Source organism: Faecalibacterium sp. AF28-13AC (assembly GCF_003478405.1).
GTDB classification, from domain to species: Bacteria; Bacillota; Clostridia; order Oscillospirales; family Ruminococcaceae; genus Faecalibacterium; species Faecalibacterium prausnitzii_E.
Genome location: NZ_QUFG01000004.1, coordinates 267,105 through 280,946, shown reverse-complemented (window position 1 = coordinate 280,946; position 13,842 = coordinate 267,105). Strand labels below are relative to the sequence as shown.

Annotated in this window: 17 protein-coding genes, 1 tRNA gene and 1 pseudogene; 17 read left to right on the top strand and 2 right to left on the bottom strand. The window is 52.7% G+C overall.

Going from position 1 to position 13,842, the window contains the following annotated elements; translation table 11 throughout:
• Nucleotide 1: 1 nt before the first annotated feature.
• The gene (locus tag DWY95_RS07645) at nucleotides 2–571 is read right to left on the bottom strand and encodes an IS630 family transposase (RefSeq protein ID WP_158577537.1); all 570 of its coding nucleotides are present in this window, start codon (nucleotides 569–571) and stop codon (nucleotides 2–4) included.
• Nucleotides 516–935: a transcriptional regulator gene (locus tag DWY95_RS07640; RefSeq protein WP_118553021.1), complete on the bottom strand. Its 420-nt coding sequence runs from the start codon at nucleotides 933–935 to the stop codon at nucleotides 516–518. The genes DWY95_RS07645 and DWY95_RS07640 overlap by 56 nt, the downstream gene beginning before the upstream one ends.
• Here DWY95_RS07640 and DWY95_RS07635 point away from each other — a divergent pair.
• The 17 genes and pseudogenes from DWY95_RS07635 (at nucleotide 927) to DWY95_RS07560 (ending at nucleotide 13,838) form a co-directional block, all read left to right on the top strand.
• The gene (locus tag DWY95_RS07635; protein WP_243082649.1) at nucleotides 927–1,562 is read left to right on the top strand and encodes a choline/ethanolamine kinase family protein; all 636 of its coding nucleotides are present in this window, start codon (nucleotides 927–929) and stop codon (nucleotides 1,560–1,562) included. The two genes, DWY95_RS07640 and DWY95_RS07635, sit on opposite strands and share 9 nt — an antisense overlap.
• A 38-nt stretch (nucleotides 1,563–1,600) precedes the next feature.
• Nucleotides 1,601–2,674, top strand: a complete 1,074-nt coding sequence (locus DWY95_RS07630) for an aminotransferase class V-fold PLP-dependent enzyme (protein WP_118553020.1) — start codon at nucleotides 1,601–1,603, stop codon at nucleotides 2,672–2,674.
• 20 nt (nucleotides 2,675–2,694) lie between these two features.
• Nucleotides 2,695–3,999 carry a Gfo/Idh/MocA family oxidoreductase gene (locus tag DWY95_RS07625; RefSeq protein ID WP_118553019.1) on the top strand — a complete coding sequence of 435 codons (1,305 nt, stop codon included), beginning with the start codon at nucleotides 2,695–2,697 and terminating at the stop codon, nucleotides 3,997–3,999.
• Between the two features lie 7 nt (nucleotides 4,000–4,006).
• Nucleotides 4,007–4,306 (top strand): annotated as a pseudogene (locus DWY95_RS07620) (phosphoglucosamine mutase); the annotation flags it as partial.
• Between the two features lie 593 nt (nucleotides 4,307–4,899).
• Nucleotides 4,900–4,976: transfer RNA gene (locus DWY95_RS17015), tRNA-Leu, on the top strand.
• A 204-nt stretch (nucleotides 4,977–5,180) separates the two neighbouring features.
• The gene (locus DWY95_RS17375; protein WP_243082647.1) at nucleotides 5,181–5,414 is read left to right on the top strand and encodes an AAC(3) family N-acetyltransferase; all 234 of its coding nucleotides are present in this window, start codon (nucleotides 5,181–5,183) and stop codon (nucleotides 5,412–5,414) included.
• Between the two features lie 16 nt (nucleotides 5,415–5,430).
• On the top strand, nucleotides 5,431–6,288 hold the full coding sequence (locus tag DWY95_RS07610) for a YitT family protein (protein ID WP_118553018.1): 858 nt from the start codon (nucleotides 5,431–5,433) through the stop codon (nucleotides 6,286–6,288).
• Between the two features lie 24 nt (nucleotides 6,289–6,312).
• Nucleotides 6,313–6,846, top strand: a complete 534-nt coding sequence (locus DWY95_RS07605) for a TIGR00730 family Rossman fold protein (protein ID WP_118553017.1) — start codon at nucleotides 6,313–6,315, stop codon at nucleotides 6,844–6,846.
• 231 nt (nucleotides 6,847–7,077) lie between these two features.
• Nucleotides 7,078–9,087: an NAD-dependent DNA ligase LigA gene (gene ligA / locus DWY95_RS07600; protein ID WP_118553016.1), complete on the top strand. Its 2,010-nt coding sequence runs from the start codon at nucleotides 7,078–7,080 to the stop codon at nucleotides 9,085–9,087.
• 144 nt (nucleotides 9,088–9,231) lie between these two features.
• On the top strand, nucleotides 9,232–10,134 hold the full coding sequence (locus DWY95_RS07595) for an ATPase, T2SS/T4P/T4SS family (RefSeq protein ID WP_118553015.1): 903 nt from the start codon (nucleotides 9,232–9,234) through the stop codon (nucleotides 10,132–10,134).
• Complete coding sequence (locus DWY95_RS07590; RefSeq protein WP_118553014.1) at nucleotides 10,131–10,595, top strand: hypothetical protein; 465 nt, start codon at nucleotides 10,131–10,133, stop codon at nucleotides 10,593–10,595. The genes DWY95_RS07595 and DWY95_RS07590 overlap by 4 nt, the downstream gene beginning before the upstream one ends.
• Nucleotides 10,596–10,608: 13 nt before the next feature.
• Nucleotides 10,609–10,803: a stage III sporulation protein AC gene (gene spoIIIAC / locus DWY95_RS07585; protein ID WP_022257164.1), complete on the top strand. Its 195-nt coding sequence runs from the start codon at nucleotides 10,609–10,611 to the stop codon at nucleotides 10,801–10,803.
• Between the two features lie 32 nt (nucleotides 10,804–10,835).
• Entirely contained in the window at nucleotides 10,836–11,183 is a 348-nt protein-coding gene (locus tag DWY95_RS07580; protein ID WP_223381487.1) for a SpoIIIAC/SpoIIIAD family protein, read from the top strand.
• Nucleotides 11,180–12,184: a stage III sporulation protein AE gene (locus DWY95_RS07575; protein ID WP_118553012.1), complete on the top strand. Its 1,005-nt coding sequence runs from the start codon at nucleotides 11,180–11,182 to the stop codon at nucleotides 12,182–12,184. Before DWY95_RS07580 ends, DWY95_RS07575 begins: the two co-directional genes overlap by 4 nt.
• 1 nt (nucleotide 12,185) lies before the next feature.
• A complete protein-coding gene (locus DWY95_RS07570) occupies nucleotides 12,186–12,659 on the top strand; it encodes a hypothetical protein (RefSeq protein WP_118553011.1) in 474 nt (157 codons plus the stop codon).
• Nucleotides 12,656–13,168: a stage III sporulation protein AG gene (locus tag DWY95_RS07565; RefSeq protein ID WP_118553010.1), complete on the top strand. Its 513-nt coding sequence runs from the start codon at nucleotides 12,656–12,658 to the stop codon at nucleotides 13,166–13,168. Before DWY95_RS07570 ends, DWY95_RS07565 begins: the two co-directional genes overlap by 4 nt.
• Before the next feature lie 49 nt (nucleotides 13,169–13,217).
• On the top strand, nucleotides 13,218–13,838 hold the full coding sequence (locus tag DWY95_RS07560) for a SpoIIIAH-like family protein (protein WP_118553009.1): 621 nt from the start codon (nucleotides 13,218–13,220) through the stop codon (nucleotides 13,836–13,838).
• The last annotated feature ends 4 nt before the right edge of the window (nucleotides 13,839–13,842 follow it).

Below are 13,842 nucleotides of genomic sequence, written 5' to 3'. Positions count from 1 at the left end.
TTCAAAAATAAGGCGAATAGCCGCAGGAATGGAACCAGCCTGAGCAGTCAGAAGGCGAAACTGTCTGAAAAGCACATTGTATCGCGTTCGGAAGAGTATCCAGGGTCCGTGCCTTGAATTTACGAAGGAAAGACTTCACCTTCGACCAGAGCTTTTCAATAGGATTCAGATCAGGACTATATGGTGGAAGATAAATGCATCGAACACCGGAGCTGTCCAGCAGATTTCTCACTGCCTTTGCATGGTGCGACTTCATATTATCCATTATGAGAACAGAATTTCCGTTCAGATGAGGCAGCAAATCAGTTTCCAGATACCGCTTAAACCTCTCCTCAGTTGTTCCGCCTGAGAAAGTCGTATAGCGTAGTGTCCCATCCAACTGAATCGATGACAGAATGGTCGTGTTCTTGGGCTTAGAAAGTGGTGCGGAATCAACAGCTCTGCTTCCTCCAAGCGAATAGGCATACCGCCTTGTCATATCCGTATTGCATCCGCTTTCATCCAGAAACACAAGGTCACTTGCCTTGAATCCAGATATAAGGCCGTTCCAGTCTTTTCTCTTCTGCGCCACATCGGGGACGCTCCTGTTCATTGGCATGAAGAGACTTTTTCTTCCGGCGGTATCCTGCTTTCTGAAGAAAACGCCAGACAGTATCAATACTGACAGGCAAATCCAACGTTTCAATGATTTCCAGACATGTGATATCCGGCTGTTTTTCCAGAAGCGAAAGGATGTGCTGATGATCTACATCTGACAATTTGGGCTTCTTTCCACGGAGATTCGTTTGAGTTTCGTAACTGCCTGTTTCGTTCCGACGCTTCAGCAAACGATATATCGAACAGGTGTTTACAGAAAAGCTCTTTGCCGGTTCTTTTACGCTAACGCCTTTGTCGTATGCTTCCAGAATCAATTTTCGAGCTTCATTGTGCAGCATAGTTCTCACCTTCTTTGCCTCTGTTATACCTCTTTTTGCTCAAAAGTTAAAGCACTCTCTGCCGTATTATTGAAAACTGCTATACGAGAAATTGACAGCGACTCTAATCAGTTAAAAACAGATGTCATTCGGGTGATTTGCAGAGCCTTAGAAGCAAAGGAGAAAGACGTTACAGATATTACGGTCTTGAAAAAGGGTATGACGAATCGTTTTTTCCTGTTTACTTGTAAAGGAAAGAAATATATCATGCGTATTCCTGGAGAGGAAACAGACCAGTTAATTAACCGCCGACAAGAAGCTGCAGTTTACCAAACGATTGATGGAAAGCATATCTGCGATGATATTGCATATATCAACCCGGGAAATGGCTATAAAATCACAGAGTTTCTGGAAGGAGCCAGACTATGTGATCCATCGAATTACGAAGATGTCAAGAAGTGCATGAGACGGCTACGAAGCTTCCATGAAATGAAGCTAAAAGTGAATCATGAATTTGATATTTTCGGCCAGATGGAATTTTATGAAACACTGTGGGAGGGGGCAACTTCTATATATAAGGATTACGAAAAAACAAAAGCAAACGTTCTGTCACTGAAACGAAAGACAATGAATCCCTTTAAGTGTTGAAAACAAGTGAATTAATAATTTGAAATTGGAGGATGAAGATGCTTAATTTTACAGTTGGCCCGGTAATGTCGGATGATGTAGTGCGTGCTATTGGCGCAGAACAGGTTCCATATTTTAGAACGCCAGAGTTCTCTGCTGTTATGCTTGAAAATGAAAAGCTGATAAAAAAGTTTGCGAAAGCGGGCGATGACGCAAGAGCGGTGTTTATCACTGGCTCTGGTACGGCATCTATGGAAGCAACTGTTATGAATGTCTTTGATAAGACAGATAAAGTTTTGGTTGTAAACGGCGGCAGCTTTGGCCAGCGTTTTGTTGAGTTGTGCCAAATTCATGAGATCCCGTATGAGGAAATCAAGCTAGAGAAAGGTAAAGCACTCAAAAAAGAACAGTTGGATATGTACGATGGGAAAGGCTTTACTGGATTCCTTGTGAATGTACATGAAACCTCAACAGGTGTTCACTATGACATTGAGATGATCAGTGAGTTTTGTAAGAAAAACGGAATTTTTCTGGTCGTGGATGCCATTAGCTCTTTCCTTGCAGACGATTTTGATATGAACAAACTGGGTGTACAGGTAATGATTACTGGTTCCCAGAAAGCATTGGCTTGTCCTCCGGGTGTGTCAGTTATTGTCTTATCTAATGAAGCAGTCAAGCGTGTAGAAGAGCGTGATGTGAAGTGTATGTATCTGAATCTGAAGTCTGCTCTTAAAAATGGCGAGCGGGGACAAACACCCTTTACACCAGCAGTTGGTACTTTACGCCAGATCAATGCCCGTCTAAAAGAAATTGAAGCTGCAGGCGGGGTTGAGAACGAAACAAAGAAAATTGCGGAACTTGCTCAAGATTTTAGAGATAAGATTAAGGGATTGCCTTTTGAAATCGTTTCTGAGTCGATGTCCAATGCAGTTACACCGTTGCATCCTTTGAATGTATCGGCCTATGATGTTTTTACGATGCTCAAAGATGAGTATGGTATTTGGATTTGTCCCAATGGTGGAGAAATGAAAGAGACCATTTTCCGTGTGGGGCATATTGGTGCATTGACAAAAGAGGACAACACCACGCTTGTGAATGCTTTTAAGGATTTACAGAGGCGTGGACTTTTGTGAAATGTGAGAGGAAGCAAGAAATGGTAAAAGTAATTACATACGGGACGTATGACTTGCTTCATTATGGTCATATCAAGCTGCTAGAACGTGCAAAAGCATTGGGAGATTATCTGATCGTTGGTGTTACAGCGGATGATTTTGATAAAACCCGTGGAAAAATCAATGTACAACAGTCTTTGATGGAGCGTATTGAGGCTGTACGTGCCACCGGGCTTGCGGATAAGATCATTGTAGAAGAATATGAGGGTCAAAAAATCGATGATATTCGCAGGTACGATGTGGATATTTTCACTGTTGGATCGGATTGGATCGGGAAATTTGACTACCTAAAAGAATATTGTAAAGTAGTATATTTGGAACGCACAGAAGGTGTTTCCAGTTCGGAAATCCGTTCAGAGGAGCGAAAAGTTCGACTTGGAATCATTGGCGATTCTCATATTGCTAAAAAGTACATCCGAGAAACACAATTTGTCAATGGGCTGGAAATTGCTGGTGTGTGTACAGAAAATCCGAAATATTTCGAGGAGATTCCTTTTATAACACAGGACTATGACAGATTACTTGAGGAAGTGGATGCAGTCTACATCGTTTCTACTCCTGAACATCATTACGAACAAATTCAAAGTGCGTTGGAAAAGGGAAGACATGTCTTATGCGAACCGCCTGTTGCATTAAACGAGAGGCAGAGCACAGAACTATTCTCGTTGGCGGCAAAAAAGGGCTGTATTCTGATGGATGCGCTTAAAACGGCCTATGCGACAGCATATTCACGGTTGCTTTTGCTGGCAAAAGAGGGAAAGATTGGCGAAATCTATTCTGTTGATGCTACCTGTACTAGCCTACGATCCATTGCAGAAGATGCGTGGGATAGCATTTGCGATTGGGGTCCTACAGCGATGCTTCCGATATTTAACATACTGGGGAATGATTACAAAACTAAAAATATTATTACCCATATTGATGATGAGGGTCATGATCAATTTACAAGGATCACTTTCCTTTACGATCACGCAGTTGCATCTGCAACAGTTGCCAAGTGGGTCAAATCAGAAGGTGAACTAATTATTTCTGGGACAAGAGGATATATTTATGTTCCAGCACCGTGGTGGAAAACAGATTATTTTGAGATTCGATATGAAGACGCGTCACAGAACAAACGATATTTCTATCAACTGGATGGTGAAGGCATCCGTTATGAACTTGTTGCTTTTATAAGAGCAATAGGAAGCGGACGAAATTTGGCATGTGTTGATAGCAAAGTGTCAAATAAGATTTGTGAGGTGATAGGAAACTTCTATTCTAAAGTAGATTGCGCTGTGATTTGATCAATGGGAAGTCATGCTGGCCAAAAAGCAGCCCATGAGCAAGCTGGCGGAGCCCCTGAAGATCTACCCGCAGGTGTTGGAGAATGTTCGTGTGACCGACAAGAAGGCCGCACAGGATGACGAAGCAGTGCAGGCAGCAGTCAAGTCCGTAGCCGAGGCACTGGGTGACACTGGCCGTATCCTTGTCCGTGAGTCCGGCACTGAACCGGTCGTGCGTGTGATGGTGGAAGCCCCTGACCACGATACCTGCCAGAAGTACGTCTCTCAGGTCGTGGAAGTCATCAAAAACAAGGGCTACGCTGTCTGAACCTTGCACTGAACTAAAGTAATCTTTTCAAACCTCAAACCGTGTGGGTGTGGCTACAAAATCTCATCCAGGCGGTTTTATAATAGACGAATTGCTTCATATCGAACAAATATACACGTTTTTCATTTCATCCCTCAAAATCACTTCCGGTGAAATTTCAGCAGATGAGGTAGAAGGGGGGAGAGCACAGGCAAAGTAGGGATTGGGCAAATAAACAGCAACGAGCATCACAGGTGAGAATTCATCAAGGCAGTCAGCGCATAAAAACAACTTCAATCGCTTCAAAATTTATTCTTCAAAAAATCAGCGATAACCCATCATTCAATTTCGCCCATCAATGCACCAATCAAACCGTAATTCAACCCGTCATCACATCCACCCTGAGGAGCGCATCTGGGCAAGGGCAAACGCCCCGGGTCCCGGACGCTCCGAAGATCAAGCACGACAAGATGAAACAATTTTACATGATTGACATGGAGCGAAAAATATGGTAATATCGTCTTATCAAAAAAGTGCGAATCTCTCTCGCTTACGAAGAAAAAATCTCTCTCGTAACGAAAAATCAGACGATACAGCGAATAAAAATAGAATTTGCCGAAGGCTGGCAGACACGAGGGACTTAAAATCCCTTTCTGGCGACAGAGTGCGGGTTCAAGCCCCGCCGGTGGCATGAGAAAGCTCAGAATTGTTCGTTGATTCGAATGATTCTGGGCTTTCTTGGTTCTTTGTCAAATGTTTGGCTGAAGCAGGTAAAAACGGCAAACAGGAACCAGTGGTATGACATTCAAGAGACGATACGCCTTTTTCATTAGGGTGTATCTGAAAACACCCAACGACATACACAAAACAGACCCTCCAGCAGGATCTTGCTGCCATGGGGCTGACCGGCACCGAGACAATTCTCATCCACTCCTCCATGAAAGCCATCGGTGTTGTCGAAGGCGGCGCGGACACGGTTCTGGATGTTTGCATTGCTGGCGCTGAATTTTGCAAACCGATAAGAATGCAACGATACCTCTGCGGTTCTGGATGCACCGCAGGGGTCTTTTTTGTGCAGGTCCTTTCCGAAAAGGGAAAATCATGGTATACTGTGTTGAAAAGAATTTGATTCTGGAGGAGCAAAGATGAATGATATGAAGGTAAAGACAGGTGCACTGCTGAAAGAGATGGCCGTCCTGACCGGGGCGGTCGCGATCGTTGCGGCGGGCGTCTACTTTTTTCTGGTGCCGAGCCATACATCCATCAGCAGCATTTCCGGCCTTGGCATCGTGCTGTCCAATTTTGTGCCGCTGCCCTTGTCAGTCATTACGATGATCCTGAACGTTGTGCTTCTCATTGTCGGGTTCTTTACCTGCGGCAGAGAGTTTGGCGCAAAGACCGTTTACACCAGTGTGCTGCTGCCAGTGTTTCTGGGGCTATTTGAAAAGCTGTTCCCGGAGGCTGGCTCGATGACTGGCAGTCAGGAGCTGGACGTGGTGTGCTATATCCTGGTGGTCAGCATCGGGCTGAGCATTTTGTTCAACCGCAACGCGTCCTCCGGCGGGCTGGATATCGTGGCGAAAATCATGAACAAATACCTGCACATGGAATTGGGAAAAGCCATGTCTCTGTCGGGGATGTGCATAGCGCTTTCCGCAGCGCTGGTCTATGATAAGAAAACGGTGGTCCTGAGCATTCTGGGCACTTATTTCAACGGCATCGTGTTGGATCATTTCATCTTCGACAACAGCATCAAGCGCCGTGTCTGCATCATCACCGAAAAAGAGGAGGCGCTACGGCAGTTTATCATCAATGATCTGCACAGTGGTGCGACCATGTACGAGGCCATCGGCGCATACAATCTGGAAAAACACAACGAGATCATTACCATCGTGGACAAGAGCGAGTATCAGAAGCTGATGAACTTTATCAACCGGGAGGACCCCAAGGCGTTTGTCACTATTTACAATGTGTCCAGTGTGCAGTATCAGCCCAAGACCTGAGCACCGGATGTGAAAGGAGAACCTATGAACATTACAGTTTATCTTGGAGCAAACGAAGGAAACACCCCGACGCTGAAAGCGGCGGTGCAGGAGCTTGGCCGCTGGATTGGGGAGAGCGGGAATGCGCTGATCTACGGCGGGTCCCGAAGCGGCCTGATGGGTGCACTGGCGGACAGTGTATTGGCTGCGGGCGGCAAGGTGATCGGCGTGGAGCCGGAGTTCTTTGTCAAAGGGGAACTTCAACACGATGGCCTCACGGAGCTGATCGTCACAAAGGATATGACCGAACGGAAGACGAAGATGATTGAGCTGGGCGATGCGTTCATTGCGTTTCCCGGCGGGACAGGTACGCTGGAAGAGATCGCAGAGGTGATGTCCAAAGTCTCGCTGAAGCATCTGGATGCGCCCTGCATTCTGTACGATCTGGATGGTTATTATACCGGCCTGCGGATGCTGCTGAGCCACATGATCGAAACGGGCCTGTCGTCTGAAGAACGGCAGAAAGGAATCTGTTTTGCAAAGGATCTCGCGGAGATCAAGACGATTTTGAACCGTTGATTTCATAAAACAAATCGGATTGAAATAACGCAGATGCGATTGAAACTGAAAAAATAAAACAAAGAGTAAATCGCGAGAAAGCCGTCCGCAACAAAATTTCATCTACATCAAAAACGCATAGAATGAAAAGAATACAAATCGTATAGCTTGTTTGAGCGGCACATTTCTACAGCGAAAAATTGACTCGAATGCCGCGCCGTTTTATGTTATAATAGCTCATAGAAAAGGAGCGTGGAGTATTTGGAACTGGAGCAAGCGCAGAAGCGCGTGGAAGAACTGCGCGCGGTAATTGAAAAGAACAACCGCCTTTATTACGATCAGGATGCCCCCGAACTGGAGGATTTTGAATACGATGCCCTGACACGGGAGCTGAAAGAATTGGAAGCACAGTTCCCGCAGCTGGTCACACCCAACTCACCGACGCAGCATGTCGGCGGGACCCCCAGCGGACGGTTTGCCAAGGTCACACACGCGGTCAAAATGGAAAGTCTGTTGGATGCGTTTTCGTTTGACGAACTGCGTGACTTTGACCGCCGGGTGCGTGAAGCAGGCGTCGAACCGGAATACGTGGTGGAGATCAAGATCGATGGCCTTTCGTGCAGCCTGGAATACGAAAACGGTACGCTGGTGCGGGCTTCCACCCGCGGCGACGGTGTGGTCGGCGAAGACGTGACGGCCAATGTCAAAGCCATCCGGAAGATTCCCAAACAGCTGAAGGATGCACCGGAGTTTCTGGAAGTGCGCGGTGAGGTGTATATGCCGCATGAAGCGTTCCAGCACCTTTGCGCCGAGCAGGAATTGCAGGGAGCGGCCCCCTTTAAGAATCCGCGCAATGCAGCCGCCGGTTCGCTGCGCCAGAAGGATTCAAAAATCACCGGGAGCCGTGGGCTGTCGATCTTTATCTTCAATGTGCAGCAGATTCGCGGCAAGGAACTGACTACCCATGCAGAGAGTCTGGACTACCTCAAGAGCCTGGGTCTGCCGGTCTCGCCGCGCTATCACGTGGTGCACAACATCGAAGACGCCATTGCTGAGATCGAGCAGATCGGCCAGAACCGTTCGAAGCTCGATTTTGATATGGACGGTGCCGTTATCAAGGTAAATGCTTTTGCACAGCGCGATTTGATGGGTTCGACCAACAAATTCCCGCGCTGGGCCATTGCATTCAAGTACCCGCCGGAGGTCAAGGAGACGACGCTGCGCAGCATCGAAGTAGCCGTTGGCCGCACGGGCGTTCTGACCCCGACGGCCTGCTTTGACCCGGTCTTTCTGGCGGGGACTACCGTAGCACGTGCGACGCTCCACAACGAGGACTTCATCCGTCAGTTCGGCCTCTGCATCGGGGATACCATTCAGGTGCGCAAGGCGGGTGATATCATTCCGGAGGTCATCGGTGTGACCCGCCATGAGGAAGGCGCACAGCCCTATGAGATGCCCACAGTCTGCCCGTCCTGCGGCGCACCGGTTGTGCATCTGGAAGATGAGGCGGCACTGCGCTGTGTCAACCCGGAGTGCCCGGCACAGGCACTCCGCAACATCATCCACTTTGCTTCCCGCGATGCCATGGACATCGACGGCCTCGGTACGGCGGTTGCAACGCAGCTGGTGGATAAGGGGCTGGTGCACTCGGCGGCAGACCTTTATACCCTCACGCTGGAGCAGCTGCTGACGCTGGAAAAGTTCAAGGAAAAGAGTGCGACCAATCTGCTGCAAGCCATCGCGCACTCCAGGGAAAACAATCTGGACAAGCTGCTGTTTGGCTTTGGCATCCGGAACATCGGCGATAAGGCTGCGGCTCTGCTGGCGGAACATTTCGGTTCGCTGGAAGCCATCCGGGAGGCGACCGAGGAGCAGATCAGCGAGATCGACGGCTTTGGCGGTGTGATGGCTCAGAGCGTGACCGAGTTCTTTGCAAAAGACGGCACGACCGACCTTGTCCATCGTCTGGCGGATGCCGGATTGAATATGCAGTGGAAGGGAGAACCCAAGGGCGACAAACTCGCCGGAAAAACGCTGGTCGTGACCGGCACACTGGAGACCCTTTCCCGCAATGAGGCGGAGGCGCTGATCGTAAAGAACGGCGGCAAGGCCAGCGGTTCCGTCTCGAAAAAGACGGCCTATGTGGTGGCCGGAACGGCGGCAGGCTCGAAGCTGACCAAGGCACAGGCCCTTGGTGTGCCGGTGCTGACCGAAGCAGAGTTTCTCGCTCTGTTGAACGAGGAACCAAAGCCGGAAGCCTGAATCTTTCCGGAGTCCTGAATAAAAGAAGAACCCCATCAAACGCCCGTACAGTGGAACACGCTGTGCGGGCGTTTGTGCTGCCCGGTTCTATCTTCCGCCCGGCTGCATACAGTGATGACAAGAGACGCGGAAGGAGAATGCAGGATGGACGAGTATTATCAGATGGTTCAATCGCTGCCGAGCTGGCTGGCTCGGCAGCTTATGGACATGCCGTCGGCCCTTGCGCCCGATGTGCAGGAGCTTCGGCTGCGGGTGGGCTGTGCACCAGCGTTCACGATGCGCGGGGCAGTCTGCACACCGCAGGAAACAGCGCGGGAGCTTGCCTCCTTGCAGCGGATGCTTCTGACGCCGCAGCAGATGGAGGAGATCTTGTTCACATTGTGCGGTGGGTCGGTCCACACGCATCAGACGGAGATCGCACAGGGGTATGTGACGGGTCCCTCCGGGTGCCGGGCGGGCCTTGGTGGGCGCTTTCTGCAAAACCCGGAACAGGGCGTCGTTTTGCAGGAACTGACCTCCGTCAACCTGCGCGTTGCACGTGAGAAAACTATCCCGCTCCCACAGGAACTGTGTGCAGCCATGCAGACGCATTTCATCGGGATGCTTCTCGTAGGCGAGCCGGGCAGCGGCAAAACGACGCTTCTGCGCAGCATGGCGCGGGAGCTTGTCTGCCAGAAAAAACTGGTCTCGGTGATCGACGAGCGGCGGGAGTTGTTTTCGGGCAGCTCCCGGCGGAAGTCCCCCGGTGAAGCGCTGGATGTGATCTCCGGCATCCCGAAGGGACAGGCTGTGCAGATGGCACTGCGGACACTCTCGCCGCAGATCCTTTTGTTGGACGAGCTGGGCGGTCTGGATGAGGTGACAGCGCTCGAACAGGGGTTTTTCAGCGGCGTGGACTTTATCGCAACGCTCCATGCAGCGTCCCCGGAAGAAGCGGTCGGACGCCCCCAGGTGCAGGCGCTGCAGGCGCGGGGCGCACTCCATGTGCTGGTCTGGCTCAAAGGGCGGGCGGAGCCGGGGCAGGTGCGGGAGGTGCGGTTTTTATGAGCAGTCTCTTTTTGCATGGCATCGGGGCGGTCTGCCTGGTATTCTGCGGCTGGTGTGTTGGCGATGGGGTCTGCATCCGTGCAGAGGCACATCGGCAGGCACTGCAAAAGACCATTGCCCTACTGGAACGCATCCGCCGGGAGATCGAATTCCGGCGTACGGATCTGAGAGCTTTGCTTTGTGCTATGCAGCGGGAGGGTCTTGTGGGGCAGGCAGAGCATTCGCTGCAAACGCTGGCTCCCGACCCGGCGCTGACCCGGCGGGAGCAGATCGCATTCCGGGCGTGCATGGCAGGGCTGGGCCATGCGGAAGCAGCACAGGAATGCCAGCAGCTTGCATTTTACATTCAGCAGTTCGAGACGTTTCAGACAGAGCTTGCACCGCAGCTGCGGCAAACGAACGAGCTTTCGCATAAGCTTGGCCTTGCGCTGGGGCTGGCGGCTGCAATTTTGCTGATTTGAGAGGATGAAAAAGATGGAGATCGACCTGATCTTTAAGATCGCGGCCATTGGCATCATCGTAGCGGTTCTGAACCAATTGCTGATCCGCTCCGGGCGGGAGGACCAGGCGATGATGACGACACTGGCAGGGCTGGTCGTGGTCCTGTCCATTCTGGTGAAACAGATCAGCGCCCTGTTCGTGACCATCAAATCCCTGTTCGCACTATGAGTGCGGCGGCAGCGGTCTTTGGTCTGGCGCTTGTGGCAGCATTGCTTTATACAGTGCTCAGGCGCAGTGTCCCATCCTACGCGCTGCTGCTTTCGCTGGGGGCGGCACTGGTGCTTCTGGTGCGGGTCGGGTCTGCGTTCCGGGCGGCGCTCCTCGGCATCGTCCGCCTGGGGGAGCAGACGAACGGCGCGGCCTTTTCGTGTCTGATGAAGAGCGCGGTCGTCCTGCTTCTGACGGACTACACCCACACCCTCTGCGAAGAAGCCGGAGCGGAATCGCTGGCGTGGTGTGTCGGGCTGGCCGGCCGCTGTCTGGTGCTTGCGGCGGCGTGGCCGCTGCTGGAAGAGATTTTACAGCGAATCGGGAGTATGACGGGATGAACAACTGGGATATGCGCCTTCCGGGCGCGGAGATGTGGGGGCCTTATCTGGAACAAAGCCCGGTACCGCCTGCGGCGTTCGCAGAAAACCCCTGGGAGGCGCTGCGCAGTTTTCTGCCGGAGTCCCTGCCCACGGCTCTGCATACCGCTGCAAGCTGGTATGCGGCGGTTCTGACCTTTCTGGTGCTGGGCGCCGTCATCGCACTGCTGTTGGGCGGCCATGCGGATGGAACACTGCTGGACCTCGTCTGCGCAGGGGGCTGCGGGGTCCTGCTATGGGAGAAGCTCGTGGCCCTTTCCGAAACGCTCTGCACCCAGATCGAAAGCTGGAACCGGTTTCTTCTGGGTTTTCTGCCAGTGTATGCAGGGGTCCTGACCCTGGGCGGCGAGAGCGTGGCAGGCGCTTCGGCAGGCGGTTTTCTTCTGACGCTGCTGTGTGCTCTGGCGCAGGGGCTCACGGTGCTGGTGCCGCCGCTGCTCCAATGCTATCTGGCCTTGAGCATGGCCTGCTGCATCTGTGCGGAAACCGGGCTGGGGAGCTTTTGCAAGGCGGTTGGCCGTGCGCTGGAAAAGCTGCTGGGATGGGCGGGCAAACTTCTGGTTGCTCTTTTGGGTCTGGAGCGCATCTCAACGCTGCAACTGGACCGTGCGGCCCTTCGCACCGGGCAGCTTCTGACCGGGACGGTGCCGATCATCGGGGAGACGCTGCGCGATGCCTCGGAGACGGTGCTGTCGTGCCTTCAGCTTTTGAAAAGCGGGCTGGGGCTGGCTGCGCTATTGACCATTGCAGCAGAATTCGTGCCGGTCTATCTGGGAATGCTGATCCAGCTGGGCCTGCTTTCCGGATGCGGACTTCTATGCGGAATGATGGGCAGTGAGCGCTGCCAGAGCCTTCTGGAATGCTTTGCTGAGGCGCTCCGCTGCATGATGGCGGTGACGGCGCTGTTTGCGGGGCTTGCCATTGCAGGCACGGCACTGCTCTTTGTGGTAGGGGGTGGATGAGGTGCAGAACATCAAAGCGGCGGTGGCAGTTTTCTGCACGGCGTGTATCTGCGCGGAGCTGACCGCACAGCTCACAGGGCAGGGGTGGGTCCGGCGCAGCATAAAAGCGGTGGCTGGGTTATATATTTTAGCAGTGGTCCTCTGTGTGCTTCCGCAGGCAAAAGGGGAGTGGCAGGCGTTCGCTCTCCCGGCGGCGTCTTCGGTGGAGCTGGGAACACAGAAGGAGACCGTGCTTTGCGCGGCGGCGTCTCAGCTGGAAGACACCTTGGAAGCCCGCTGCCGTGAGGAGCTGGGCGCAGAGGTCGCCATCCGCATCGAGCTGGAAGAGACAGCGGAGGGCGTACAGGTCCATTCCCTGACGGTGACGCCGATGGGAAAGGCGGAAGAAACGCGGGACGCGGTAGAGGAACTTCTTCAACATACGCTGGGCGTATCGCCTGTGTGGGACGTACCCGGCGGGGAGAATGCGCCATGAAACAGCGGGGAGAAGGAACGACATTTGATTTCCGGGCACTGCTGGAAAAGCAGAACCGCACCCGACTGGCCGTGGTGCTGGGCGGCGCGGCGATGCTGTTGCTGCTGCTCTCCGAACTGCTGCCTGCAACGCCGCCTGCGGAACCATCCGCGGCGTCGGCTTCCCAGGCGTTAGTCTACCGGGAGCAGCTGGAAGCACAGCTCCAGGACCTGATCGGGCAGATCGATGGGGCCGGGGCCACGGCCGTGATGGTGACACTGGAAACCGGGGAGGAGACCGTCTATGCTACGGACACGCAGTCGGGACAGACCCAAAGCCAGGAAACGCATGTGCTGTTGGATGACGGCACGGCTCTGGCGCAGACGGTCTATTATCCGCAGGTGTGCGGGGTCGCGGTCGTCTGTGACGGCGGGGGAGATGTCCGGGTCGCTGCACGGATCACCGAGCTTGTGCGGGCATTGCTGGATATTTCGTCTACCCGGATCTGTGTAGAACAACGCCGGCCCTGACCGGCTGTTTCCGAACCATTAAATCACAGAGACAAGGAGGAACATTTCCATGAGAGCTATTTCCAAGAACACCCGAAAAGTGACGGCGCTTACCCTGGCGGCGGCTCTGGTCGTTGCGGTCTATCTGAACTGGCAGTATGCGCGGGCGGGCGTCACGCTGGAGGAAAACGCCGTCCAGGTCGCGGCAGGAGCAGACACGGCGGACGAAGCCTCCGCGCCCATTCTGGACGGCCTGATGACCGAGGCGGAAGCCGTTTCCAGCGCCAACAAGAATTATGGAGAAGCACAGCTCGTCAGCGTAGCGAATCACAGCGGTTCCAAGTTCTTTGAAGAGGCCCGGCTCAAGCGGACCAAGGCGCACGACGAAGCAATGGACGCCGTGCAGAAAGCTTTGAAATCGTCGTCGCTCTCCGCAGAAGAGAAAAAGAGCTACACCCAGCAGTTGACAGGCAATCTGGAAGATCTCCATGCGGAAAATGAGATCGAAACGATGGTCAAGGCCAAAGGCTTCGCGGACTGCCTCTGCTTTTTGCAGTCCGGCCGGGCAGATCTGACGGTGATGACCTCCGGCGACGCACTGACAGCAGCGCAGGTGGCGCAGATCCGGGATATCGTTCTGAGCAAAAGCAGCGTGACGGCTCAGAACATCACCATCGTAGAGGTAAAATAAGAGA